Annotated in this window: 24 protein-coding genes; all 24 read left to right on the top strand. The window is 72.7% G+C overall.

Annotation, left to right across the window (positions count from 1 at the left end; all coding sequences use genetic code 11):
• Positions 1–10: 10 nt before the first annotated feature.
• Positions 11–1,939, top strand: a complete 1,929-nt coding sequence (locus tag MNZ39_RS16545; protein WP_242340188.1) for an FtsX-like permease family protein — start codon at positions 11–13, stop codon at positions 1,937–1,939.
• Positions 1,939–2,613 carry an ABC transporter ATP-binding protein gene (locus MNZ39_RS16540; RefSeq protein WP_242340185.1) on the top strand — a complete coding sequence of 225 codons (675 nt, stop codon included), beginning with the start codon at positions 1,939–1,941 and terminating at the stop codon, positions 2,611–2,613. Before MNZ39_RS16545 ends, MNZ39_RS16540 begins: the two co-directional genes overlap by 1 nt.
• Positions 2,614–2,705: 92 nt before the next feature.
• Positions 2,706–5,132 carry an outer membrane protein assembly factor BamA gene (gene bamA, locus MNZ39_RS16535; RefSeq protein ID WP_242340184.1) on the top strand — a complete coding sequence of 809 codons (2,427 nt, stop codon included), beginning with the start codon at positions 2,706–2,708 and terminating at the stop codon, positions 5,130–5,132.
• A 23-nt stretch (positions 5,133–5,155) separates the two neighbouring features.
• The gene (locus MNZ39_RS16530; RefSeq protein ID WP_242340183.1) at positions 5,156–5,743 is read left to right on the top strand and encodes an OmpH family outer membrane protein; all 588 of its coding nucleotides are present in this window, start codon (positions 5,156–5,158) and stop codon (positions 5,741–5,743) included.
• Positions 5,744–5,750: 7 nt separating this feature from the next.
• On the top strand, positions 5,751–6,809 hold the full coding sequence (gene lpxD / locus MNZ39_RS16525) for a UDP-3-O-(3-hydroxymyristoyl)glucosamine N-acyltransferase (protein WP_242340182.1): 1,059 nt from the start codon (positions 5,751–5,753) through the stop codon (positions 6,807–6,809).
• Between the two features lie 23 nt (positions 6,810–6,832).
• Entirely contained in the window at positions 6,833–7,279 is a 447-nt protein-coding gene (gene fabZ, locus MNZ39_RS16520) for a 3-hydroxyacyl-ACP dehydratase FabZ (RefSeq protein WP_242340187.1), read from the top strand.
• Positions 7,280–7,293: 14 nt separating this feature from the next.
• Positions 7,294–8,067 carry an acyl-ACP--UDP-N-acetylglucosamine O-acyltransferase gene (gene lpxA / locus MNZ39_RS16515; protein ID WP_242340181.1) on the top strand — a complete coding sequence of 258 codons (774 nt, stop codon included), beginning with the start codon at positions 7,294–7,296 and terminating at the stop codon, positions 8,065–8,067.
• A gap of 162 nt (positions 8,068–8,229) precedes the next feature.
• Positions 8,230–9,039: an LpxI family protein gene (locus tag MNZ39_RS16510; protein WP_242340180.1), complete on the top strand. Its 810-nt coding sequence runs from the start codon at positions 8,230–8,232 to the stop codon at positions 9,037–9,039.
• Complete coding sequence (locus tag MNZ39_RS16505) at positions 9,036–9,323, top strand: DUF167 domain-containing protein (RefSeq protein WP_242340179.1); 288 nt, start codon at positions 9,036–9,038, stop codon at positions 9,321–9,323. Before MNZ39_RS16510 ends, MNZ39_RS16505 begins: the two co-directional genes overlap by 4 nt.
• Before the next feature lie 8 nt (positions 9,324–9,331).
• A complete protein-coding gene (locus MNZ39_RS16500) occupies positions 9,332–9,556 on the top strand; it encodes a hypothetical protein (RefSeq protein WP_242340178.1) in 225 nt (74 codons plus the stop codon).
• A 96-nt stretch (positions 9,557–9,652) separates the two neighbouring features.
• Complete coding sequence (hemE, locus tag MNZ39_RS16495) at positions 9,653–10,705, top strand: uroporphyrinogen decarboxylase (protein WP_242340177.1); 1,053 nt, start codon at positions 9,653–9,655, stop codon at positions 10,703–10,705.
• A 7-nt stretch (positions 10,706–10,712) separates the two neighbouring features.
• Positions 10,713–12,095 carry an oxygen-independent coproporphyrinogen III oxidase gene (hemN, locus tag MNZ39_RS16490; RefSeq protein ID WP_242340176.1) on the top strand — a complete coding sequence of 461 codons (1,383 nt, stop codon included), beginning with the start codon at positions 10,713–10,715 and terminating at the stop codon, positions 12,093–12,095.
• Positions 12,096–13,055, top strand: coding sequence for a ferrochelatase (gene hemH / locus MNZ39_RS16485; protein ID WP_242340175.1), 960 nt, complete (start codon positions 12,096–12,098; stop codon positions 13,053–13,055).
• 237 nt (positions 13,056–13,292) lie between these two features.
• Entirely contained in the window at positions 13,293–14,138 is an 846-nt protein-coding gene (gene otsB, locus MNZ39_RS16480) for a trehalose-phosphatase (RefSeq protein ID WP_242340174.1), read from the top strand.
• Positions 14,135–15,607: an exodeoxyribonuclease VII large subunit gene (xseA, locus tag MNZ39_RS16475; RefSeq protein WP_242340173.1), complete on the top strand. Its 1,473-nt coding sequence runs from the start codon at positions 14,135–14,137 to the stop codon at positions 15,605–15,607. The genes otsB and xseA overlap by 4 nt, the downstream gene beginning before the upstream one ends.
• A 21-nt stretch (positions 15,608–15,628) precedes the next feature.
• A complete protein-coding gene (gene xseB, locus MNZ39_RS16470) occupies positions 15,629–15,901 on the top strand; it encodes an exodeoxyribonuclease VII small subunit (RefSeq protein ID WP_242340172.1) in 273 nt (90 codons plus the stop codon).
• Positions 15,902–15,925: 24 nt separating this feature from the next.
• Positions 15,926–16,324: a response regulator transcription factor gene (locus tag MNZ39_RS16465; RefSeq protein WP_242340186.1), complete on the top strand. Its 399-nt coding sequence runs from the start codon at positions 15,926–15,928 to the stop codon at positions 16,322–16,324.
• 68 nt (positions 16,325–16,392) lie between these two features.
• Positions 16,393–17,274 (top strand): polyprenyl synthetase family protein, encoded by an 882-nt coding sequence (locus MNZ39_RS16460; protein ID WP_242340171.1) that lies wholly within the window; start codon positions 16,393–16,395, stop codon positions 17,272–17,274.
• A 27-nt stretch (positions 17,275–17,301) separates the two neighbouring features.
• Entirely contained in the window at positions 17,302–19,209 is a 1,908-nt protein-coding gene (dxs, locus tag MNZ39_RS16455) for a 1-deoxy-D-xylulose-5-phosphate synthase (protein WP_242340170.1), read from the top strand.
• Between the two features lie 211 nt (positions 19,210–19,420).
• Positions 19,421–20,179 (top strand): TlyA family RNA methyltransferase, encoded by a 759-nt coding sequence (locus MNZ39_RS16450; RefSeq protein WP_242340169.1) that lies wholly within the window; start codon positions 19,421–19,423, stop codon positions 20,177–20,179.
• Positions 20,180–20,333: 154 nt separating this feature from the next.
• Entirely contained in the window at positions 20,334–20,849 is a 516-nt protein-coding gene (rimP, locus tag MNZ39_RS16445; RefSeq protein ID WP_242340168.1) for a ribosome maturation factor RimP, read from the top strand.
• Positions 20,850–20,852: 3 nt separating this feature from the next.
• Positions 20,853–22,523, top strand: coding sequence for a transcription termination factor NusA (nusA, locus tag MNZ39_RS16440; RefSeq protein ID WP_242340167.1), 1,671 nt, complete (start codon positions 20,853–20,855; stop codon positions 22,521–22,523).
• Entirely contained in the window at positions 22,520–22,783 is a 264-nt protein-coding gene (locus MNZ39_RS16435; RefSeq protein WP_242340166.1) for a DUF448 domain-containing protein, read from the top strand. The genes nusA and MNZ39_RS16435 overlap by 4 nt, the downstream gene beginning before the upstream one ends.
• An 11-nt stretch (positions 22,784–22,794) precedes the next feature.
• Positions 22,795–23,313 (top strand): translation initiation factor IF-2 N-terminal domain-containing protein (locus MNZ39_RS16430; protein WP_242340165.1); only part of this gene is annotated, 519 nt, incomplete at its 3' end.

Genomic DNA, 23,313 nt, shown 5'->3' with positions numbered 1-23,313 from the left:
CGCGGCCGGCGTGCCCGGCCCCGCGGCGGAGGGCCCCGGCCCCCGCGGCGGCGCGCTCGGCGCCGGCCACCCCGCTCCGCCGGTGTTCTCCGTCCCGGCCTTCGTCCTCGTCCTCACCGGCCTGTTCGGCGCGGCCGCCGTCGCGCCCCTCGCCCACGCGTTCTTCGGAGACCGCCTCGCGCTCCCGGGCGCGCTCGCGATCGGCCTCGCCGCGCTCACGGGTGCGCTCGCCGGCGCCGCGCTCGGCGGGGCCGGCGCCTGGGTCGGCCGGCGGATCGCCTTCTACGAGCTCTCGGCCGCGTTCCTGCTCTGGGCGCTCGGGGTGGCGGTGCTGGTCGCCTTCCTGCCCGGGGTGCGCGAGAGCTCCGCGGCGCTCCAGGCGCTCGAGGCGCAGGGGAAGCTCGTGCTCGTGCTCGGGCTCCTCGGCGTGGGCCTCCTCGCGGCGACCGCCGTGTTCATCGGCTCGACGCTGGCGTACCTGGCGGTCGGCACCGGCCGCCTCGACGCGTCGTTCTCGTACGAGCTCTTCGTGGCGCGCAGCCACCTGCGGCTCAGCCCGCGCACGCTCGCCGCGCTCTTCGCCCTCGTCGTCACCGGGCTCGTGCCCGGCATCGTGCTCGGGCTCGTCTGGTCCCTCCTGCGCGACGCGAAGGAGCGGCGCGCCTACCGGCGCGGCGAGCTCTTCGTGCGCCCGCGCATGCCGGCGACGCTCCTCATGACGCTCATCTCGATCGGCGGGGTGGCCATCGGGGTGTGGGCGCTCACGGTCGTGCTCTCGGTGATGAGCGGCTTCGAGGCCGACCTCAAGAGCAAGATCCTCGGCCAGAACGCGCACGGCATGCTGCTCACGTACGGCCAGAACGAGCTCACCGACTGGCGGACGACGCGCGAGCGCGTGCTCCACGTGCCGGGCGTCGTGGGCGCGACGCCCATCCTCTACAACGAGGTGATGCTCTCGGCCGGCCAGAACCTCACCGGCGCCATCGTGAAGGGCATCGACGTCGGCTCGGTGGGCACCGTGACCGAGCTGCCGAAGTCGATCGAGGAGGGGAAGCTCGGCTGGCTCGAGAAGCCGGAGCTCATCCCGCCGCCCGGCAAGTCCGAGGCCCCCGACGAGCAGCGCGCCCCGCCCCGCGCCGGGAAGACCCTGCCCGGCATCGTCGTGGGGCGCGAGCTCGCGCGGGCGCTCCGGGTGTTCGTCGGCGACCAGGTGAACGTCGTCTCGCCGTTCGGCGACCTCGGCCCGGCCGGCCCGCAGCCGAAGAGCCGCCCGTTCCGCGTGGCGGCCATCTTCCACAGCGGGATGTTCGAGTACGACTCCAAGTTCGCGTACGTCGACCTCGCCGAGGGCCAGAGGTTCTTCGGCACCGGGGACGCGGTCACCGCGTTCGAGCTGAAGGTCCGCGAGCCGGACGCGGCGCGGGCGGTGATGGGCCGGGTGGTGTTCGAGCTCGGCGGCTGGCCCTTCCGCGCGCGCGACTGGACCGAGCTCAACCGCAGCCTCTTCTCGGCGCTGCAGACCGAGAAGGTCGTGATGGCGGTGATCCTCGGCTTCATCGTGCTCGTCGCGACGTTCACCATCGTCGCGACCCTCGTCATGCTCGTCCTCGAGAAGCGCAAGGAGATCGGCGTCCTAAAGTCGATGGGCGCCGGGGTGCCGAGCGTGATGAAGATCTTCATGGCCGAGGGCGTCACCATCGGCGCGGTGGGCACCGCCTTCGGCCTGCTGCTCGGCTACGGGAGCTGCCTGCTCATCGACAAGGTCGGCATCCCGCTCGACCCCGAGGTCTATTACATCTCGAACCTGCCCGTGGTGATCGATCCCTCGCAGTTCGCGCTCGTCGCCTTCGCCGCGCTCGCGCTGTCGTACCTCGCGACGCTCTACCCGGCGACGAAGGCCGCCCGCCTGAACCCGGTGGACGGGCTCCGGAGCGAGTGATGACCTCCCCGTTCGTGCGGATCCAGGGGCTCACCAAGACCTACCTGATGGGCGACCGGCGGCTCGAGGTGCTGCGCGGCATCGACCTCGAGATCGGGTCCGGCGAGCTCGTCGCGCTCACCGGGCCCTCCGGCGCCGGGAAGAGCACGTTCCTCCACCTCCTCGGCACCCTCGACGTGCCGACCGGCGGGCGGATCCTCTTCGACGGCGCGGATCCCTTCGAGCGCGGGGAGGAGGCCCTCGCCGCGTTCCGCAACGAGACCGTCGGCTTCGTGTTCCAGAGCCACCACCTGCTGCCCGAGTTCACCGCCCTCGAGAACGCGATGATGCCGGCCCTCATCCGCCGCGTGCCGCGGGCGGAGGCGCGGCGGCGGGCGGCGGAGATGCTCGCCCTGGTCGGCCTCGCCGAGCGGGTGGATCACCACCCCGGGGAGCTGTCCGGCGGCGAGCAGCAACGGGTCGCCCTGGCGCGCGCGCTGTGCCTCCGGCCGCGGCTCCTGCTCGCGGACGAGCCGACCGGCAACCTCGATCCGGCGACGGCCGAGGGCATCCACACCCTGCTCGCGGACCTCAACGCGCGGATGGGGATCACCGCGGTGGTCGTCACGCACAACGAGCGGCTCGCCGCGGCGTTGCCGCGCCGGCTTCGCCTGGAGCGGGGGCGGCTCGCGTGAGCGCTCCGGCGGGCGGCTCCCGGGGGCCGCGTCGGCGGCCGGAAGGAAGACGTTTGAGCTTTTCGGGGCATCGGTTTAGATTCCGCGGCTCCGTGAAGCGCCTGACCGATCCCACGGCCGCGCTCGCCGCGCTGCTCATCGCCGCCGGTGCCGCCCTCGTTCCTGTCCGGGCCGTGGCCCAGGCCGCGTCTCCTTCGACGGAGGTGAGGGCGGGCGAGGTGCTCGCCGACGTCCGCGTCGAGGGGAACCGGCGCGTCGAGGTCGACGCGATCCGCGCCGCCATCACCCAGCGCAAGGGTCAGCCCTACGATCCGCGCGGCGTCCAGAAGGACATCCGGGCGGTGATGAAGCTCGGGTTCTTCTCCGACGTCGTCGTCGAGCTGCAGGGGCCGGCCGGCGCGCCCGTCCTCGTCTACCGCGTCACGGAGCGGCCCACCGTCCACGAGGCGCGCATCGAGGGCAACCACGCGCTCTCGAAGGACGATCTCAAGGACACCGTCGAGCTGAAGCCGTTCGCGATCCTCGATCTCGTCGCCGTCCGGAAGGACGTGAAGAAGATCAAGGAGAAGTACGCGGAGAAGGGCTACTACCTCGCGGAGGTCACCTACCGGCTCGACGAGCGGCCCGACAACCAGGTCGACGTCGTCTACGTCATCGACGAGCGCGCGAAGGTCCAGGTGAAGGAGGTGCGGTTCATCGGGAACGCGCACGTCCCGGACGCGGATCTCCTCGGGGTGATGCAGACGCGGCCCGGCGGCTACCTCTCCTTCCTGAGCTCGCTCGGCACGTACCGCGAGGAGGCCTTCCAGCACGACCTCCAGGGCATCCAGGCCGTCTACCTCGACCGCGGCTACGTGAACGTGAAGGTCGGGAACCCGTCGGTCGCGCTCTCGCCCGACAAGCGGTTCCTGCACATCACCATCCCGGTCGAGGAGGGCGAGCAGTACCGGATCGGCAAGATCGCCTTCACCGGCCAGCTCCTCGACCGCGAGCCCCTCCTGCGCCGCATCGTGCGCGCCAAGGCGGGCGAGATCTTCTCGCGGAGCAAGATCCAGCAGGACCTGTTCGCGGTGGGCGACGTCTACCGCGACCTGGGCCACGCGTACGCCAACGTCACGCCCCTCACCGCGACCGATCCCAAGACCCGCACGCTCGACCTCACCTACGAGATCCAGCCGGGGCCGAAGGTCCGCTTCGAGCGGATCGACGTCATCGGCAACGACAAGACCCGCGACAAGGTGATCCGCCGCGAGCTCCGGATCTACGAGGGCGAGCTGTACTCGGGCACCGGCCTGCGCCAGTCGAAGCAGCGCGTGAACGCGCTCGGCTTCTTCGAGACGGTCGAGATCACCACGAAGCAGGGCAGCTCCGAGGACACGATCGTCGCGGTCGTCGAGGTGAAGGAGCGGGCCACCGGGACCTTCCAGATCGGCGCCGGCTTCTCCTCGTACGAGAACTTCATCCTCACCGGGCAGATCTCGCAGAACAACTTCTTCGGATGGGGACAGACGCTCTCGCTGCAGGTGCAGTGGTCGTCGATCCGCCAGCTCGGCCAGATCCAGTTCGTCGAGCCGTACTTCCTCGACACCAAGTGGACCTTCGCCTTCGACCTCTACGCCACGGAGGGCATCTACACGACCTTCACGCGCCGGGCGATCGGCGGGTCCATGACGTGGGGCTACGAGCTGAACGGCCTCGCGCCCTGGTGGTCCTTCGCGCGCAACCTCGAGGACATGCGGCTCTTCGCGACGTACACGAACGAGCGCGTGGACGTGACCGCGTCCGGCCTCGCCGCGGTCGCCGCGAGCCAGCAGTTCAAGTCCGGCACGACGAGCGCGCTGCGCCTGTCGCTGCAGTGGGACCGCCGCGACAACCGGCTCTTCCCGACGCGCGGCCTCTTCCTCTCGGGAAGCGCGGAGGTCGCCCCCCCGGTCCTCGCGCCCGAGTCACTGTTCGGGAAGGTGAACCTCTTCACCCGCTACGCCCTCGACGCCCGCGCCTACCACCCGGTCTGGCTGGGCCTCATCGGCCGGGCGAAGCTCTCGCTCGGCTACATCCGCGACTGGGACTCCGAGCACCGCGTCCCCATCTCCGAGCGCTACTTCGTCGGCGGCATCAACTCGGTCCGCGGCTACCGGTACCTGTCCATCTCGCCCGTCGAGTACGTCCCGACCTGGCTCGACCCGAGCGCGCGGCGCGGCGCCCTCTACATCGGCGGCGACAAGCAGGCGGTGCTGAACCTCGAGCTCGAGTTCCCGCTGTTCAAGGCGGTCGGCGTCCGCGGCGTCCTCTTCAGCGACTGGGGCAACGCGTTCGCGCCCGGCAAGTTCTCCGACCCCGCCGTCCCGCTGTCGCTCTACAAGTCCGTCGGCTTCGGCTTCCGCTGGCAGAGCCCGATCGGCCCGCTCCGGTTCGAGTGGGGCATCCCGCTCGACCGCCGGCGCGAGGCCCCGGAGAACGGCGGCGCGTACATCGATCAGGCCCTCGACTTCCAGTTCACGATCGGCAACTTCTTCTGATCGCCGGTCGCCAAGGAGCCCCCATGCGTCACGCCCTCCGCCTCACCGCCGTCCTCGCCCTCCTCGCGGCCTCGGCCGCCCACGCCGTCGAGCCCAAGATCGGCTTCGTCGACCTGCAGCGCGCGCTCAACGAGATCGACGAGGGCAAGTCCGCCAAGGCCACCCTGAAGCGCGACTTCGACGAGAAGCAGAAGCAGCTCGACGCGAGGAAGGTCGAGTTCGACAAGCTCCGCCAGGAGTTCGAGAAGCAGTCCGTGGTCATGGCCGAGCAGGCGCGGCGCGACAAGGCCGCGGAGCTCGACCGCAAGGCGAACGAGCTGCAGCAGTTCTGGGGCCAGCTCCAGAAGGACCTCTCCGAGCGCGAGCGCGAGGTGACGCGCGGCATCTTCGACAAGATGGCGAACATCACCCGCGAGATCGCGGAGGCCGACGGCTTCACGATGGTCCTCGAGCGCAGCGACTCCGGCATCGTGTTCGCGCTGCCCGCCCTCGACCTCACGAACGAGCTCATCCGCAAGTACAACGCGAAGTTCCCGGGCGGCGCCGCGAAGAAGCCGGCCGAGGCGAAGCCCGCCGGGAAGCCGGCCGCGGCCCCCGCCGGGAAGAAGTGAGGCGGACGTGACGTTCACGCTCGCGGAGCTCGCCGCGCGCGTCGGCGGCGAGGTCGTCGGCGACGGCACCCTGACGTGCGAGGGGGTCGCGCCGCTCGAGGACGCCGGCCCGCACCACGTCTCCTTCTTCTCCAACCGGAAGTACCGCCAGGCCTTCGAGGCCTCGCGCGCCGGCGCGGTCGTGGTCGAGCCGGACGCAGAGGTGCCCGCCGGGCGCACGGTGCTCCGGGCGCCGAACGCCTACCTCGCGTTCGCGAAGATCTCGACCCTGTTCCATCCTCCCCGCGAGCCCGCGCCGGAGATCGCGCCGGAGGCGGCGATCCACCCGAGCGCCCGGGTCCACCCGAGCGCGCAGGTGATGCCGCTCGCCTCGGTCGGCCCCGACGCCGAGATCGGCGCGCGCACGATCGTCTACCCCGGCGTGCACGTCTGCGAGGGCGCCCGCGTCGGCGAGGACTGCCTGCTCTACCCGAACGTCGTCGTGCGGGAGCGCTGCCGCATCGGCAACCGCGTGATCCTGCAGCCGGGCTGCGTCATCGGGTCGGACGGGTTCGGGTTCGCCTTCGATCCCGACGGCGAGGGCCACGGGCCGCGCCACTTCAAGGTGCCGCAGATCGGCATCGTGATCGTGGAGGACGACGTCGAGATCGGCGCCAACACCTGCCTCGACCGGGCGACGCTCGGCGCGACGCGCGTGGGGCGTGGGTCCAAGATCGACAACCTCGTCCAGATCGCCCACAACGTGGAGCTCGGGCCGCTCTGCCTCATCGTCTCGCAGGTCGGCATCGCCGGCTCGACGAAGCTCGGGATGGGCGTCGTCGCCGCCGGGCAGGCCGGGATCGTCGGCCACCTCAGCATCGGCGACGGCGCCAAGATGGGCGCCCAGGCCGGCGTCATGACCGACCTCGCGCCGGGCGAGACGGTGAGCGGGTCGCCGTCGCAGCCGCACGCCGACTGGCTGCGCACGCAGGCGGCCCTGCGGACGCTCCCGGAGCTCCGCCGCGAGGTGAAGGAGCTCCGCCGTGAGCTCGAGCGGCTTCGCGCCGCCGGGGAGAAGAAGCCATGAGCGCCGAGCGCGCGCCGGTCGTGATGGACATCGAGGCCATCCAGCAGCTCCTGCCGCACCGCCCGCCCTTCCTCCTCGTGGACCGGGTGGTCCTCGTGGAGCCGAACGTGCGCCTCGTCGCCTGGAAGTCGGTGACGATGAACGAGCCGTTCTTCGTGGGACACTTCCCGGGCCACCCGGTGATGCCGGGGGTGCTCATCCTGGAGGCCCTCGCGCAGGCCGGCGCGCTCCTCGCGCTGAAGTCGCTGCCGGCCGACCAGACCGCCTCGAAGATCACCTATCTGATGGGGATCGACGGGGCGAGGTTCCGCCGGCCGGTGGTCCCGGGGGACAGGCTCGAGCTGCACGTCGAGGTGACGAAGCAGAAGGGCGCGGTCTGGAAGGAGAAGGGGACCGCGATCGTGGACGGGCAGACCGTCGCCGAGGCCGAGTTCATGGCGATGTTCGCCGACCGCGAGGTCGCGAGCTGACAGGAGCACCGAGCATGTCCATCCACCCCACCGCCGTCCTCGAGCCGGGCGCCGAGGTCGATCCGTCCGCCCAGATCGGCCCCTACGCGGTCATCGGGCCCCACGTCCGCATCGGCGCGCGCACGGTGATCGGCGCGCACGCGGTCGTGGCGGGGCGCACCACGCTCGGCGAGGCGAACCGGGTCTTCCCGCACGCCGTCGTGGGCGAGGTGCCGCAGGACCTCAAGTACCGGGGCGAGCCGACCGAGCTCGTGGTCGGCGACCGGAACACGTTCCGCGAGGGCGTGACCATCAGCACCGGCACGCTGCAGGGCGGCGGCGTCACGCGCATCGGCTCGGGCTGCCTGTTCATGGCGAACAGCCACGTCGGGCACGACTGCGACGTGGGCGACGGCGCGATCATCGCGAACTCGGTCGCGCTCGCCGGGCACGTCGTCCTCGAGGACCACGTCCACGTGAGCGGCCTCGCCGCGGCGCACCAGTTCTGCCGCATCGGCCGGCTCGCGTTCGTCTCGGGCCTCACCGGCGTCACCATGGACGTGGCGCCGTTCTGCACGGTGGCGGGCCCGCGCGCCGAGCTCGCCGGCCTGAACGCGGTCGGCATGCAGCGCGCGGGGATCAGCGAGGAGCGCATCGGGCAGGTGAAGCAGGCCTACAAGATCGTGTTCCGCTCCAACCTGGGGCTCGCCGAGGCGATCGCGCAGGTCGAGGCGGAGCTCGGGATGTACGAGGACGTCGCGCACTTCGTCCGCTTCCTCAAGGGGACGCAGCGCGGCATCACGCGCTGATCGATCATGACTCGTAAACACTCGACGAGCGAAGCGAGTCCGCCGGGGCGCCACCGCGATAGCGGCGAAGCCGCGCGCGATGGCGCACGGGACCCGGCGAGCCAGGGTGGGGCCCCGACGAGCTCCGCTCGGCGGGGCGGGGGCGCAGCCCCCGTTTAAGCGATGGCGACCATCGGCCTCATCGCGGGGGGCGGGCGCTTCCCGATCCTGTTCGCGGAGAGCGCCCGCCGCGCCGGGCACCGCGTCGTGGCCGTCGCGCACCGGAACGAGACCGACCCCGCGCTCGAGGGCGCGGTGGACGCGCTCACCTGGGTGAAGCTCGGGCAGATCGGGCACATCCTCGACGCGCTCCGCGCGGGCGGCGCGACGCAGAGCGTGATGCTCGGCGCCATCACGAAGAAGCGCTTCTTCACCGACGCGATGCTCGACGCGACGGGCCTCCGCGTCCTCGCGCGCGTGGGCATCCGGTCCGACGACAACCTGCTCCGCGCGATGGCGCGCTTCCTCGACGAGGAGGGGGTGCCCATCACCGATCCCACGCCGTTCCTGCAGGACCGGCTCGCGCCCGAGGGCGTGCTGGGCAGGCACCAGCCGACCGACGACGAGCGCGCGGACGCCGCCTACGGGATCGAGCTCGCGCGCGGCATCGGGCGGCTCGACCTCGGCCAGACGGTGGTCGTGAAGGACCGGGTGGCGCTCGCGGTCGAGGCGCTCGAGGGCACGGACGCGTGCATCCGGCGCGGCGGAGAGCTCGCCCGCTCCGGCGGGTTCGTCGTCGCGAAGGCGGTGAAGCCGGGGCAGGATCGCCGCTTCGACCTCCCGGCGGTCGGCCCCGACACGCTCGAGACCCTGCGCGAGGCGGGCGGCCGGGTGCTCGCGGTGGAGGCGGGCGCCACGCTCGTGATGGATCTCGAGCGGATGGTCGCGCGCGCGGACAAGGCCAGGCTCGTGCTCATGGGGCTCAAGGGGTGAGCTGGGCGCGCGACGAGGCGGGCGGGGTGGTGCTCGAGCTCCTCGTCCAGCCGCGGGCGTCGCGCACCCGCGTGGTCGGGGAGCACGACGGCCGGCTCAAGATCCAGCTCGCGGCGCCCCCGGTGGACGGGGAGGCGAACGCCGCCCTCGTCGAGTTCCTCGCCGGCGCGCTCTCGGTCCGCAAGCAGGACGTGTCCGTCCTCCGCGGCGAGGCCGGCCGGCGCAAGTCGGTCCGGGTCGCTACCGTCTCCGCGGCGCGCGCCGTCGCCGCGCTCGCCCCCTGAGAGCCCCCATGGCCCGCGCCCTCCTCGCCCTCGCCGCCGCCCTCCTCGCCGTCCCCGGTCTCTTCGTCGCCGCGAAGGGGCTCGCCGCGCTCCGGCGCCAGCGCGTCGTCGTGCACGGCCGCGAGGTCGTCGGCGCGGGCGCCCGCACGGCCGGCGCGATGCTCGTCGTGTACGGGCTCGCGATGGTCGCCCTCGGCGTCGTGCTCGTGGCGTTCGCCGTCCTGCGCCGCTGACGCCGCTGCCGCAGCGCGGCGGGAGCACGGAGACGCAATCCTTGCGGGAACAACGCGGCGTCTCGCCCGTGTTCCGGACGCTGGAAGTCGAATAAGATGGCGCCCCCCATGACCCAGCGATTCCTCGCCGCCTGCCGGAAGCAGCCCGTCGACCGCGTGCCCGTCTGGATGATGCGCCAGGCCGGCCGGTACCAGCCCTCCTACCGCGCCGTCCGCGAGAAGGTGGGCTTCCTCGAGCTGTGCCGCTCGCCGGAGCTCATCGCCCAGGTGACCGTGGCGCCGATCGACGAGTTCGGGTTCGACGCGGCGATCCTGTTCTCCGACATCCTGGTCCACCTGCCGGCGATGGGGCTCGACCTCACGTTCGAGAAGGGCGAGAAGGGCAAGGGCGACGGCGGCCCCAAGATCGCGAACCCCGTCCGCACGCGCGCCGACGTGGACGCCCTGCGCGTCCCCGAGCCGAAGAAGGACCTGCCGTACGTCCTCGACGGCGTGCGCGCCATCCGCGCCGCGCTGCGGGACCGCGTCCCCCTCATCGGCTTCGTGGGCGGACCGTTCACCGTCGCGAGCTATGCGGTCGAGGGCGGAAGCCAGGGCTTCACCCGCCTGAAGACGATGCTGTACGCGGAGCCCCGCACGGCGCACGCGCTCTTCGAGAAGCTCACCCGCGCGGCCATCGTGCAGATCGAGGAGCAGATCGCGGCCGGAGCGCAGGCCGCGCAGATCTTCGAGAGCTGGCTCGGCGAGCTCGATCGCGCGGACCTCGAGGAGTTCGCGTTCCCGTACCTCGCGCGCATCGCCGAGGCCGTGAAGCGCACCGGCGTGCCGGCGATCTTCTTCTCGACGGGCACGAGCTCCCACCTCGAGCCGATCTCCAAGCTCGGCTACGACGTCGTCTCCGTGGACTGGCGCATCCCCATCGACGAGGCGCGCCGCCGCGCTCCCGGCGTCGCCATCCAGGGCAACCTCGACTCCACCCTCCTGCTCGGGCCGAAGGAGGTCGCCGTGGAGCGCGCGCTCTCCATCGTGCGGGCGGCGGGCCGGGAGCCCGGCTACATCTTCAACCTCGGCCACGGGATCCAGCCCGGCACGCCGACCGAGACCGTGAAGGCGGTAGTGGACGCGGTCCACGCCTTCGCCTGGAAGTGAGGAAGACGTGATCCAGATCCCGTCCTGGGAGCTCATCAAGAAGTACGACCGTCCCGGCCCGCGCTACACGAGCTACCCGACCGCGCCGGAGTGGTCGGACACCTTCGGGCCGAAGGACTACGAGGAGCACCTCGCGCGCGCCGATGCGCAGGGCGGGCCGCTCTCGATCTACGTCCACCTCCCGTTCTGCCGCGAGATGTGCCGCTTCTGCGGGTGCAACGTCATCGCGACCCACGACCGCACGCGCGCCGAGTCGTACCTCGAGCTCCTCGAGAAGGAGGTCGAGCTCGTGGCGAAGCGGCTGCCCCGGCGCCGCAGCGTGACGCAGCTCCACTGGGGCGGCGGGACGCCGACCTTCCTCGACGAGCGCCAGCTCGAGCAGTGCCACGCGCTCCTCGCGCGCCACTTCGACTTCGCCAAGGACGGCGAGATGGCGATCGAGATCGACCCGGCGATCACCACCCGCTCCCAGATCGAGACGCTCGCGAAGCTCGGCTTCAACCGCATCTCGATGGGCGTGCAGGACTTCGATCCGCAGGTCCAGGAGACGGTGGGCCGCATCCAGGGCTTCAAGGAGACCGCCGAGCTCGTGCAGGCGGCCCGCGACAACGGCTTCCACGGGGTGAACCTCGACCTCATCTACGGGCTGCCGTTTCAGTCGCGGGACACCTGGCAGAAGACGCTCGACCTCATCCTGAAGATCCACCCGGACCGCATGGCGGTGTTCGGCTTCGCGTACGTCCCGTGGTCGAAGCCGCACCAGCGGCTCCTGCCGCAGGAGGCGCTCCCGAAGACGGAGCAGCGCGTCGAGCTGTTCCTGCAGGCGGTGGAGGCGTTCACCTCGGGCGGCTACCGCCTCATCGGCCTCGACCACTTCGCGCTCGAGTCGGACGAGCTCGCGCGCGCGCAGGACGCCGGCTACCTGTACCGGAACTTCCAGGGGTACACGGTCCGGCCGGCGGCGGACACGGTCGCGTTCGGGATGACGTCCATCTCGGACATCGGCGGCGCGTACGCCCAGAACGCCCACAAGCTGAAGGACTGGGGCGACAAGGTCGCGCAGGGCATCATCCCCGTCGAGCGCGGCGCCTCGGTGACGGACGACGACGTCATGCGGCGCTTCGTCATCAACCGGGTCATGTGCCTCCTCAGGCTCGACCTGCGCGAGGTCGCCGAGAAGTTCGGGCCGGCCGCGCGGAAGGCGATCGAGGCGGACCTCTCGAAGGGCGTGGCCGAGCTCGAGGGCGACGGGCTCGTGACCTTCGACGGCGATCTGCTCCGGGTGACCCCGCTCGGCCAGCTCCTCGTGCGCAACGTCGCCATGCTGTTCGATGCGTACCTCGGCAAGCACGCCGGCGAGAAGAAGCCCACGTTCTCGCGGACGGTCTAGATGGAGCGCACCGCCGTCTTCCTCATGAACCTCGGCGGCCCGAGGACGCTCGAGGAGGTCGAGCCGTACCTCTACGAGCTCTTCTCGGATCCGCTCCTCATCTCCGCGCCGTTCGGCCCGCTGCGGCCGCTCGTGGCGCGGCTCATCTCGCGGCTGCGCGCCCCGTCCTCCGCCGAGAAGTACGCGCTCATCGGCGGCAAGTCGCCCATCGTCGAGGGGACCGAGCGGCAGGCGCGCGCGCTCGAGGCCGTCCTCGGTCCGGGCTGGTCGTGCCACCTCGCGATGCGCTGCGGCCACCCGAACACCGAGGAGGGCGTCCGCGAGGCGATCGCCGCCGGGGCCACCCGCGCCGTCGCGCTCCCGCTCTACCCGCAGTACGCCAACGCGACCACGAAGAGCTCGCTCGTCGAGCTCCGGCGCCTCTGGCCGAAGCACCTGCCGCTCGCCGAGATCTGCACCTGGCACGATCACGAGGGCTACCTCGACGCCTCGGCGGCCGCGCTGCGCGAGACGCTCGGCGAGCTCCCCGCCGCGGCGCGCGAGACCGCGCTCGTCGTGTTCAGCGCGCACGGGCTCCCGATGAGCCAGGTGCGCAGGGGCGACCCGTACCCCGGGTACATCGAGCACTCGGCCCGCGAGACCGCCCGGCGCGCGGGCGCCGCGGAGTTCCGGGTCACCTACCAGAGCCGGGTGGGGCCCGCGAAGTGGCTCGGGCCCGACACCGTCGAGTTCCTCCGGGGGAACGCGCGCGGGCGCGCGATCGTGACGGTGCCGATCGCGTTCGTGTCGGAGCACCTCGAGACGCTCTACGACCTCGACATCCTCGCCAGGCAGGCGGCGGCCGAGGGCGGCGCGACGGCCTACCTCCGCGTGCCGGCGCTCGGCGTCCGCCCCGACTTCGTCGCGGCGCTCGCGGACGTGGTCCGCGCGGGGCTCCAGGCGAGCCGGCCCGCCGCCTGAACGACGGCTCGTGATCCGCGATCACCTTCGGTGACGCGAATCGCGCTGTCGTCCAGGCATGTTCGAACGGGGGCTGCGCCCCCGCCCCGCCGACGGCTGCGCCGCCGTCGTCGGGGACCCACCCCTGCTCGTCGGGGTCCCCTGCGCCGCCGCGGGGACCGCGGCCGACCTCCGATCCGGGAGGGCACGTCGTGTGTGTCCCCCCGGGACGAATGTTATGCTCATCAGTCCCGGCCGATGAAGGATCTCCTCCACCCGCGCCACCGCGCCGCGCTGGCGCGCTTCGTCGGCGAGCACACGCCGGCGAAGGTCCTCCTCGCCTTCGACTACGACGGCGTGCTCGCCCCGGTCGTGCGGGATCCCCACGGGGCGCGCATGGACCGGACGACCCGCCGCCTGCTCCAGCGGCTCGGGCGGAGCTACCCCGTCGCGGTCGTGTCCGGCCGCGCCTGGCGCGACGTGGCGCGCTTCGTGGGTCCAGCGGTCCCCCTCGTGGTCGGCAACCACGGCTTCGAGCTCGGGCGGCCCATCGCCGTGCCGGAGCGCGTCCTGCGCAGCGTCCGCGGCTGGCGGCGCCGGCTCGAGGTCGCCCTGGCGGGCGTGCCCGGCATCCACTTCGAGGACAAGCGCTCCACGCTCGCGATCCACTACGGCCTCGCGCGGACGTGGCGCGCCTCCGAGCGCGCCGTCTACGAGGCCGCGAACCAGCTCGAGGGGACCCGCCTCATCCCTGGGAAGAAGGTCCTGAACGTCCTGCCGCACGACTTCCCGTCGAAGGGCGACGCGGTGCGCGCGCTCGTCACGCGCCTCGGCTGCACCGCCGCGCTCTACGCGGGCGACGACGTCACGGACGAGGACGCCTTCGCGGTCGGGCCGCCGCTCGTGTTCGGCGTGCACGTCGGCGGCGGGCCGTCGCTCGCGCCGTGGAGGATCCGCGAGCAGCGCGGCGTCCCCGAGCTGCTCGAGCTGCTCGTCCGGCTCGGCTCGGTCCGCGCCGCCGGCGAGGCGAGCGGCGCGGCGCCCCGGATCCGCCGGGCGCGCCCGCTCCGGCCGCTCCCCGCCCGGGCGGGAGGGCGGCGATGAGGCCGCCCCGCCGCCCCGAGCCCGGGACCACCGGGGACCTGTTCGCGCCGCGGGAGCTGCCGCGCCCGTGGTCCGTCGGCGAGCTCACCCGCGCGCTCAAGAACGCGGTCGAGCCGAAGTTCCGCGACGTCTGGGTCGCCGGGGAGGTGGCGAACCTGCGCCGCCAGTCGAGCGGGCACGTCTACTTCTCGCTCAAGGACGCCGACGGCCTCATCGGCGCGGTCGTCTGGTCGTCGCAGGCGCGCCGGGTGAAGTTCCAGCTCGCCGAGGGGCAGGAGGTGATCGCCCGCGGCTTCGTCGAGATCTACGCGCCGCACGGCAAGTACCAGCTCATCGTGCAGGAGCTCGAGCCGCGCGGCGCCGGCGCGGCGGCGCTGCTGCTCCAGCAGGTGAAGGAGCGGCTCCAGGCGGACGGCCTCCTCGACCCCGCGCGCAAGCGGCCGCTGCCCTTCGTGCCCCGGCGGATCGGCGTCGCCACGAGCCCCACGGGCGCCGCGGTCCGCGACTTCCTCCGCGTGCTCCACGGCCGCTTCCCCTCGCTCTCCGTCCTGGTGGCGCCGTGCCGGGTCCAGGGGGACGGCGCCGCGTCGACGGTGGTCTCGGCCGTGCGCGCGCTGTGCCGCGCCGGCGTGGACGTGATCGTCGTGACGCGCGGCGGCGGCTCGCAGGAGGAGCTCGGCGCGTTCAACGACGAGCGGCTGGCGCGCGCCATCGCCGCCTGCCCGGTCCCGGTGGTCTCGGCGGTCGGTCACGAGGTGGACGTCACGGTGGCGGACCTCGTGGCGGACGTCCGCGCCGCGACCCCCACCCACGCCGCCCAGCTCGTGGCCCCGGTGCGGGACGAGCTCGCGGCGCGCGTGGCGGCGCTCCGCGCCCGCCTCGACCGCACCGCGCGGGGCGCGCTGGAGCTCCGGCGCGGCGAGCTGCGCGCCTTGCACGCCGAGCTCGCCGATCCGGCGCACCTCCTCTCGCGCGAGCGCCACCGCGTCGAGGATCTGCTCCGCGAGGCGCTGGGCCACGTGCGGGCGCCGATCCGCTCGGAGCGCGCGCGGCTCGAGCCGCTCCGCGCCCGCCTCGGCCGCCAGGAGCCGCGCCGCCGCGTGCGCGAGATCCGGGCGCGCATGGAGGCGAGCACGCGCCGCCTGGGCGCGTGGCAGGCGGCCACCTTCCGCCGCGAGGCGCTCCGGCTCCAGCGGCTCGAGGCGCGCCTCGGGCCGTCGAACGTGGCGAAGCTCCTGTCGCGCGGCTTCTCGCTCGTGCTCCGCGAGGGCCACGTGGTGGCCCGGAGCTCGCAGGCATCCGAGGGCGAGGCGCTGAGGATCGTCCTCGGAGAGGGCTGGCTCGACGCGCAGGTCACCCGCAGGGATGCAGGGGACGACCCGCTGCCGGGGCGCGCGGCGCCCGCGCGGGAGGGCGACGCCGGCGGCTCCGGCGGGGCGGCCGTTGACCCCCTTTCGCGGCGTCGTTAAGTAGGTGGACTCGGAGGTCGCGTGAGCCAGGCGAGCGAGCGGCAGGAGCAGTCGGTGGCAGAGGAGTCCTACGACGCGCTCGTCACGCGGCTCGAGCGCGTCGTCGCCGAGCTCGAGTCCGGCCAGCTCACGCTGGAGCAGTCGATCGAGAAGTTCGCCGAGGGCGTGCGGCTCGCGAAGGACGCGTCCCGCAAGCTCGACGACGCGGAGCGCAGGGTCGAGCTGCTCGTGCGCGACGCCGACGGCGACGAGGAGGCGGTGCCGTTCGAGCCCGAGGCCGGCCGAGGATCTTGACGACCGATGCCGGCCCAAGAGCGCATGAAGAAGCCGAAGGTCATCATCGTCGACGACGACCGCGACACGCGGGAGATGCTCACCCTCGCGCTCGAGCTCGAGGGGTTCGACGTCGGCCAGGCGGCGAACGGGCTCCGGCTCATCTCGGCGATGCACGTGGATCGCCCGGACGTCATCCTGCTCGACGTGATGATGAGCTGGATCGACGGCTTCGAGCTGTGCCGCGCCATCAAGAAGAACCCCACCTTCGGTGACATCCCCGTCATCTTCATCTCGGCGCGCAAGAGCGTCGAGGACGAGCGCAGCGGCATCGAGGCGGGCGCCGTCGACTACTTCCCGAAGCCCCTCGACATGGACCGGCTCATCACGCGCATCCGGGAGATCCTCGACCGGCGCGCCGGGGCGGTCCCCACCCCGGCGTGAACCCGGTTGGCGGCGGCTCCGCCGGTGGCGTGAGCGCCCGGGCTGCCTTGTGCTACAAGGGCTCCGCCGTGGCCGAAGACCTCGACATCCAGGCCTACCTCCGACAGGTCTCCGCCCGCCTCGAGCCCCACCTCGTGGCGCTCGTGGAGGCGCGGCGCGGCCAGGGGCCGGGCCGGCTGCTCGACGCCGTCCGCTACGCGCTCCTCGGCGGCGGGAAGCGGCTCCGCCCGGCGCTCGTCCTCGCCGCGTGCGAGGCGCACGGCGGCGACGCCTCCGACGGCTCGCTCGCGATGCGCTTCGCGGTCGCGCTCGAGGCGATCCACACCTACTCCCTCGTCCACGATGACCTGCCCGCGATGGACGATGACGACCTCCGCCGGGGCCGCCCCACGGTCCACAAGGCGTTCGACGAGGCGACCGCGGTGCTCGTGGGCGACGCCCTGCAGTCCCTCGCGTTCGGGCACCTCCTCGCCGCCCCGCAGCCGGGCGCCGCGGCCCTCGCCCGCCTGCTCGCCGACAACGCCTACCTCATGGTCGAGGGGCAGGCGCGCGACATCGAGGGCGAGCACGCGCGCCTCGCGGAGCCCGAGATCCTCGAGCTCATGCGCACCAAGACCGGGGCGCTGCTCGCGAGCGCCGTCGCCGGCGGCGCGGCGTGCGGCGGCGCCCCCATCGACCGCGTCTACCCCATCGGACTCAAGCTCGGGCTCGCCTTCCAGATCGCGGACGACCTCCTCGATCTCACCGCCGACACCCAGACGCTGGGGAAACGGGCCGGCAAGGACGCCGAGGCCGGGAAGTCCACGCTCCCCGGGCTGGTTGGGATCCCGGAGGCGCGCCGCCGCGCGGAGGCGCTCCTCCACGAGGCGCTCGCCGCGCTCGCCCCGCTCGGACCGCCCGCCGAGCCGCTCCGCGCGGTGGCGCGCTACGTGCTCTCGCGCAAGAAGTAGCAGGACCCGAGAACGGAGGTTCCACGAATGAGCCGCTTGCTCGACAGCATCGACTCGCCGTCCGACCTGAAGCGCCTGCCGGTCGACGATCTGCCGCGCCTGTGCGACGAGCTCCGCGAGGAGATCATCCAGACCTGCGCGAAGAACGGCGGGCACCTCGGCTCGTCGCTCGGCGCCGTCGAGCTCAATGTCGCGCTGCACTACGTGTACGCGTCGCCGACCGACAAGCTCGTGTGGGACGTCGGCCACCAGGCCTACGCGCACAAGCTGCTCACCGGCCGGCGCGAGCGGTTCCGCACCATCCGCACCGAGGGCGGCCTCGCGGGCTTCCCCGAGCGGCACGAGTCCGAGCACGACGCGTTCGGCGTCGGGCACGCCTCCACCGCCATCAGCGCCGCGCTCGGCATGCTCGAGGCGAAGCGGCTCTCCGGCGCGCCGGGCAAGGTCGTGGCGGTGGTCGGCGACGGCGCCATGACGGGCGGCGTCGCGTTCGAGGGGCTGAACCAGGCCGGCTACCTCGGCCGCAACCTCCTCGTCGTGCTGAACGACAACGAGATGTCGATCTCGCCCAACGTGGGCGCGCTGTCCGAGTGGTTCTCGAAGAAGTTCGCCTCGCGCACGTACAACCGCTGGCGCCGCGCGGTGAAGGACTTCCTCTCCCAGGTGCCCAAGGGGCCCGAGGCGATCGACATGATCCGCCACGGGATCAACGCGACGAAGGCGCTCGTCACGCCGGGCATCCTCTTCGAGGGGCTCGGCTTCCACTACGTCGGCCCGGTGGACGGGCACGACGTGCGGGGCCTCGTCGAGACCTTCCAGAAGCTCGCGATCTTCGACGGCCCGGTGCTGCTCCACGCCATCACCACGAAGGGCAAGGGCTACCAGCCCGCCGAGTCGGACAAGGCGACCCGCGGGCACGGCCTCTCGTTCTTCGACGTCGCGACCGGCAAGCCCGTGAAGAAGGCGTCGGCGAAGGCGTACACGGACCTCTTCGCCGAGGCGCTCTGCGAGGAGATGGAGCGGGATCCGCGCGTCGTGGCGATCACCGCCGCGATGCTCGAGGGCACGGGCCTCATCAAGGCGAAGGCGCGCTTCCCGGAGCGCACCTACGACGTCGGCATCGCGGAGCAGCACGCCGTGACCTTCGCCGCCGGCCTCGCCTGCGAGGGCGTCCGCCCGGTCGTCGCCATCTACTCCACCTTCCTCCAGCGCGCCTACGACGAGATCATCCACGACGTGGCCCTGCAGCGGCTGCCGGTGACGTTCGCGCTCGACCGCGGCGGCCTCGTCGGCGCCGACGGCAAGACGCACCAGGGCGCGTTCGACGTCGCGTACCTGCGCTGCGTGCCGAACCTCGTGGTGATGGCGCCCTCGGACGAGAACGAGCTCCGGCACATGCTCCACACCGCGCTCCACCACGACGGCCCCGCGGCGTTCCGCTTCCCCCGCGGCGCGGGCGAGGGCGTCGCGCTCGAGCCGCCGCAGGTGCTGCCCATCGGGAAGGGCCGGCTCGCCCGCGCGGTGGCCGGGAAGCCGGACGTGTGCATCGTCGCGCTCGGCGCGACCGTCCGCCCCGCGCTCGGCGCGGCCGAGGCGCTCGCGAAGGAGGGCATCGCCGCCTCCGTCGTCGACGCCCGCTTCGCGAAGCCGCTCGACGAGGAGCTCATCGCCGGCGAGGCGGAGCGTTCCCGCCGAGTCGTGACCGTGGAGGAGGGGTGCCTGCCCGGCGGCTTCGGCGCCGCCTGCCTCGAGCTCTTCGAGCGGCGCGGCTTCGTGGCGGAGGGGCTGCGGGTGAAGCGGCTCGGGCTCCCCGACGAGTTCGTGACGCACGGCGATCAGGGCCGCCAGCGGGCGCAGCTCGGGCTCGACGCCGAGGGCATCGCGCGCGCGTGCCGCGAGGTCGTCGGCGAGCGGGCGAAGCGCGGGGCGGCGTAGGTAAGCTGCGACGATCGTGAACGTCGGTCAGCGAGCGAAGCGAGCCCGCCGGCGCGCCATCGCGCTCGCGGCGCGGCCGCCCCCGATGGCGCGCGGGGCCCGGGGGGCCGCGCGGTACGCCCGCCCGCCGGCGCGCCATCGCGCTCGCGGCGCGGCCGCCCGCGATGGCGCGCGGGCCCCGGGGAGCCGGCGTGGGGGCGCAGCCCCCGCCATGACCTCGCGCAGGCAGCGGATCGACGTCGTCCTCGTCGAGCGGGGGATCGCGGAGTCGCGCGCCAAGGCGCAGGCGCTCGTGATGGCCGGCGCCGTCGTGGTGGGTGAGACGCGCGTCGACAAGCCGGGCGCGCTCGTCGACCCGCAGGCGCCCATCCGGCTGAAGGAGGGGGCCGGGCCGCAGCGGTACGTGTCGCGCGGCGCGCTCAAGCTCGAGCGAGCGCTCGACGTGTTCCCCGTGGATCCGGCCGGGAAGACGTGCGCCGACCTGGGCGCGTCCACCGGCGGCTTCACCGACCTGCTCCTGCAGCGCGGCGCCGCCCGGGTCTACGCCATCGACGTGGGCTACGGCCAGCTCCACCCCAGGCTCCGCGGCGACCCGCGCGTCGTGGTCCGCGAGCGCGAGAACGCGCGGGCGCTCACCGCCGAGGCGCTCGGCACCCGGGTCGAGCTCGTGACCGGCGACCTGTCGTTCATCTCGCTCCGGCTCATCCTGCCGGCGGTGAAGGCGATCCTCCGCCCGGGCGGCGCGGCGATCCTGCTCGTGAAGCCGCAGTTCGAGGTGGGGAAGGGCGAGGTCGGCAAGGGGGGCGTGGTGCGCGACGAGGCCAAGCGCCGGGCCGCGCTCGACGGCATCGCCGCCGCGGCGCGGGAGCTCGGGTTCGAGATCCTGGGTCACGCCGAGTCACCCATCGAGGGCCCGGCGGGGAACCGGGAGTGGCTCCTCGCGCTCCGTCTCCCGCCCGACCCGGGGTAGGCCGTGCGAGCTCGTGGAAGGGCCCGCCAGGCGGCCCGGTCGTCCTTGACCGCCTCCACCCGGTCTGTTACTGACACGCCGACATTTTCGCGCCCGGGCAATGCCGGGTCTCGAAAGTGGGCCGCGTCGCCCACTTTTCGTTTTTTAGGGGTCAATGACGGGTATCGGAGAAGAGTCCATCGCCGACCGCACGCGCCGGGTGCTCGAGCCCGTGCTCGTACGCGACGGCTACGAGCTCGTCGAGGTGGAGTGGGCGCGCCAGGGAGCTCGCTGGACGCTCCGGCTCTTCGTCGACAAGCCGGGCGGCGTCGGGATCGAGGACTGCCAGGCCGTGTCCCGGCTCGTGGAGCCCATCCTCGACGTCGAGGACTTCATCGAGCCGGCCTACGACCTCGAGGTCTCGTCGCCGGGCCTCGATCGGCCGCTGCGCAAGCCGGCCGACTTCGACCGCTACGCGGGGCAGCGCGCGCACGTGAAGGCGTACGGGCCCGTCCCCGAGACGGCGCCCGGCTCCCCCCCGCGAAAGAACTGGACCGGCGTCCTCGTGGGCTACCGCGACGGCGCCGTCGAGATCGACGTGGACGGCGTCGTCCACCGCGTCCCCCACGATCAGATCGCGAAGGCCCACCTCGAGTACGACTTCGAGGCGGACCTTCGGAGGAAGGACTGACCGATGCAGCAGAACGTGAACCTGAACCTCATCCTCGACCAGGTCGCCAAGGACAAGGGCATCGACCGCGCGCGGCTCGTCGAGATCCTCGAGGAGGCCATCGGCAGCGCCGCGAAGCGCCACTTCGGGATGGAGCGGAACCTGAAGGCCCGCTACGACGAGGACAAGGGCCAGGTCGATCTCTTCCAGGTCCTCACCATCGTCGCCGATGCCACCGAGGAGGCGCCCATCCCCGACCCGGTGAACATGATCCCGGTGTCGGTGGCGCACGAGAAGGGCATCGAGGTGGAGCCGGGCGACGAGCTCGACTTCCCCATCTACTACCGCGCGGAGGACGAGGCGGAGGCGAAGGCCCAGGACGAGCAGTGGGGCGACCTCCTCAAGCTCAAGACCTTCCGCCGCTCCTTCGGCCGCATCGCGGCGCAGACCGCGAAGCAGGTGATGATCCAGGGCACCCGCAACGCCGAGCGCGAGAACGTCTTCAACGAGTACAAGGACCGCAAGGGCGAGGTCATCACCGGCATCGTCCGGCGCTTCGAGCGCGGCAACGTGATCGTGGACCTCGGCCGCGCCGAGGCGGTGCTGCCCGTGCGCGAGCAGGTGCCGCGCGAGAGCTACCGCGCCGGCGACCGCATCCAGGCGTACGTGATGGACGTGCTGCGCGAGTCGAAGGGCCCGCAGATCATCCTCTCGCGCGCCTCGGTGGACCTCCTCAAGAAGCTCTTCGAGATGGAGGTGCCCGAGATCGCGGAGGGCGTCGTGGTCATCGAGGCGGCGGCCCGCGAGCCGGGTGGCCGCGCCAAGATCGCGGTGTCGTCGCGCGACTCGGACGTGGATCCCGTCGGCGCCTGCGTCGGCATGAAGGGCAGCCGCGTCCAGGCGGTCGTGCAGGAGCTCCGCGGCGAGAAGATCGACATCGTGCCCTGGGACGACGACTACGCGCGCTTCGTGTGCAACGCGCTCGCGCCGGCCGAGGTCTCGCGCGTGCTCCTCGACGAGCAGAACAAGGCGATGGAGATCATCGTCCCCGACGACCAGCTCTCGCTCGCCATCGGGCGCCGCGGCCAGAACGTGCGCCTCGCCTCCCAGCTCACCGGCTGGAAGCTCGACATCAACTCCGAGTCCCGCGTGAAGGAGATGCGCGAGTTCGCGACCGAGAGCTTCGGCGCGCTCGAGATCCCCGAGCCCACGCAGGAGATGCTGTACTCGCACGGCTTCCGGAAGGCGCAGGACGTCGCGAACGCCGCCGCCGAGATGCTCACGCAGTTCCCGGGCTTCACGATGGACATGATCCCGGACCTGCAGAAGCGCGCCCGCGAGCAGTCGATCGTCGACGCCGAGAAGGAGATGCAGCTCGAGCAGGAGCGCGAGGCGGCCCGCATCGCCGAGGCGCGGCGCCACCCGGACGAGCTCACGCAGGAGGAGCGCTTCGCGCGCGTCCGCGGCGTCGGCGAGAAGACCGTCGACCAGCTGAAGGGCGCCGGCTACGGCACGGTGGAGGCGGTCCACAACGAGGCGGACGTGATGCGGCTCGCGGAGTCGAGCGGCCTCGGCATCAAGAAGGCGCGCCAGATCAAGCACGCGGTGGGCGTCTACCTCGAGGAAGAGGCGAAGCTCCGCGCAGAGCTCGACGCGGCCAAGGCGAAGGCCGCACAGGGAGGCGCCGGCGCTTGAGCGAGCCCGTCCGCACCTGCGTCGGCTGCGGGGAGCGGGCGGCGCAGCGGCAGCTCGTACGGCTCACGACGGATGGTGAACGGGTGATCTTCGATCGTCGGCGTGGCGGAGGCCGTGGAGCGTGGCTCCACGCGAGCGTCGGGTGCCTGGAGAAGGCGCTCCGGCGTCGTGCGCTCCCGCGTGCGCTCCGCCGCCCGGAAGCGGTGGTCGACGCGGCGGCGCTGCGTGTCGAGTTGACGGGAAGTGCCCGTAAGGATTAGGAGTCTACGAAATGTCCAAGAAGCGGGTTCACGAGCTCGGCAAGCAGCTTAAGGAGCAGGGTATCGAGCTCTCCAACCAGGAGCTGGTCGAGAAGCTCCACCAGCTCGGCTACGACGTGAAGAGCCATTCGTCCTCCCTCGAGGACGACCAGGCCGCGTCGGCGTACGAGAAGATCGTCGGCGAGCGGAAGCCGAAGCCGGCGCCCGTGCGCCCGGCGGGCCCCGGGTTCGTGGTGCGCAAGCGCGTGCACACGGAGGTCCCGCAGCCCGCGCCGGTCGCCGCGTCGCCGGAGCCTCAGCAGGAGCAGGAGCAGGAGCCCGTCGAGGCCTACGAGGCCTACGAGGCCGAGGCTCCCGCCGAAGAGGCTGCCGCGCCCGCTGCGGAGCAGGAGCAGGAGCAGGCGCCCGTCGGTGCCGCGCCGGCCGAGCCGGTGGCGGCGCCGGAGACGCCGGCCGCGCCCGCCGGGGCTCCGGCCGCGCCGACCACGGCTCCCTCCGCGCCCACCGCGCCGGCGATGCCAGCCGCCGCG

It is taken from the genome of Anaeromyxobacter sp. SG66, from assembly GCF_022690805.1.
GTDB lineage: Bacteria > Myxococcota > Myxococcia > Myxococcales > Anaeromyxobacteraceae > Anaeromyxobacter > Anaeromyxobacter soli.
Note: the sequence above shows the minus strand (reverse complement) of the source record. Positions and strands in the feature narration are given on the sequence as shown.

Bases quoted from the DNA above. Each gene is read 5' to 3' on its own strand.
- MNZ39_RS16540 (WP_242340185.1), top strand. From the start codon at position 1,939: ATGACCTCCCCGTTCGTGCGGATCCAGGGGCTCACCAAGACCTACCTG.
- MNZ39_RS16530 (WP_242340183.1), top strand. From the start codon at position 5,156: ATGCGTCACGCCCTCCGCCTCACCGCCGTCCTCGCCCTCCTCGCGGCC.
- fabZ (WP_242340187.1), top strand. From the start codon at position 6,833: ATGGACATCGAGGCCATCCAGCAGCTCCTGCCGCACCGCCCGCCCTTC.
- lpxA (WP_242340181.1), top strand. From the start codon at position 7,294: ATGTCCATCCACCCCACCGCCGTCCTCGAGCCGGGCGCCGAGGTCGAT.
- MNZ39_RS16510 (WP_242340180.1), top strand. From the start codon at position 8,230: ATGGCGACCATCGGCCTCATCGCGGGGGGCGGGCGCTTCCCGATCCTG.
- MNZ39_RS16500 (WP_242340178.1), top strand. From the start codon at position 9,332: ATGGCCCGCGCCCTCCTCGCCCTCGCCGCCGCCCTCCTCGCCGTCCCC.
- hemE (WP_242340177.1), top strand. From the start codon at position 9,653: ATGGCGCCCCCCATGACCCAGCGATTCCTCGCCGCCTGCCGGAAGCAG.
- hemH (WP_242340175.1), top strand. From the start codon at position 12,096: ATGGAGCGCACCGCCGTCTTCCTCATGAACCTCGGCGGCCCGAGGACG.
- otsB (WP_242340174.1), top strand. From the start codon at position 13,293: ATGAAGGATCTCCTCCACCCGCGCCACCGCGCCGCGCTGGCGCGCTTC.
- xseA (WP_242340173.1), top strand. From the start codon at position 14,135: ATGAGGCCGCCCCGCCGCCCCGAGCCCGGGACCACCGGGGACCTGTTC.
- MNZ39_RS16465 (WP_242340186.1), top strand. From the start codon at position 15,926: ATGAAGAAGCCGAAGGTCATCATCGTCGACGACGACCGCGACACGCGG.
- dxs (WP_242340170.1), top strand. From the start codon at position 17,302: ATGAGCCGCTTGCTCGACAGCATCGACTCGCCGTCCGACCTGAAGCGC.
- MNZ39_RS16450 (WP_242340169.1), top strand. From the start codon at position 19,421: ATGACCTCGCGCAGGCAGCGGATCGACGTCGTCCTCGTCGAGCGGGGG.
- rimP (WP_242340168.1), top strand. From the start codon at position 20,334: ATGACGGGTATCGGAGAAGAGTCCATCGCCGACCGCACGCGCCGGGTG.
- nusA (WP_242340167.1), top strand. From the start codon at position 20,853: ATGCAGCAGAACGTGAACCTGAACCTCATCCTCGACCAGGTCGCCAAG.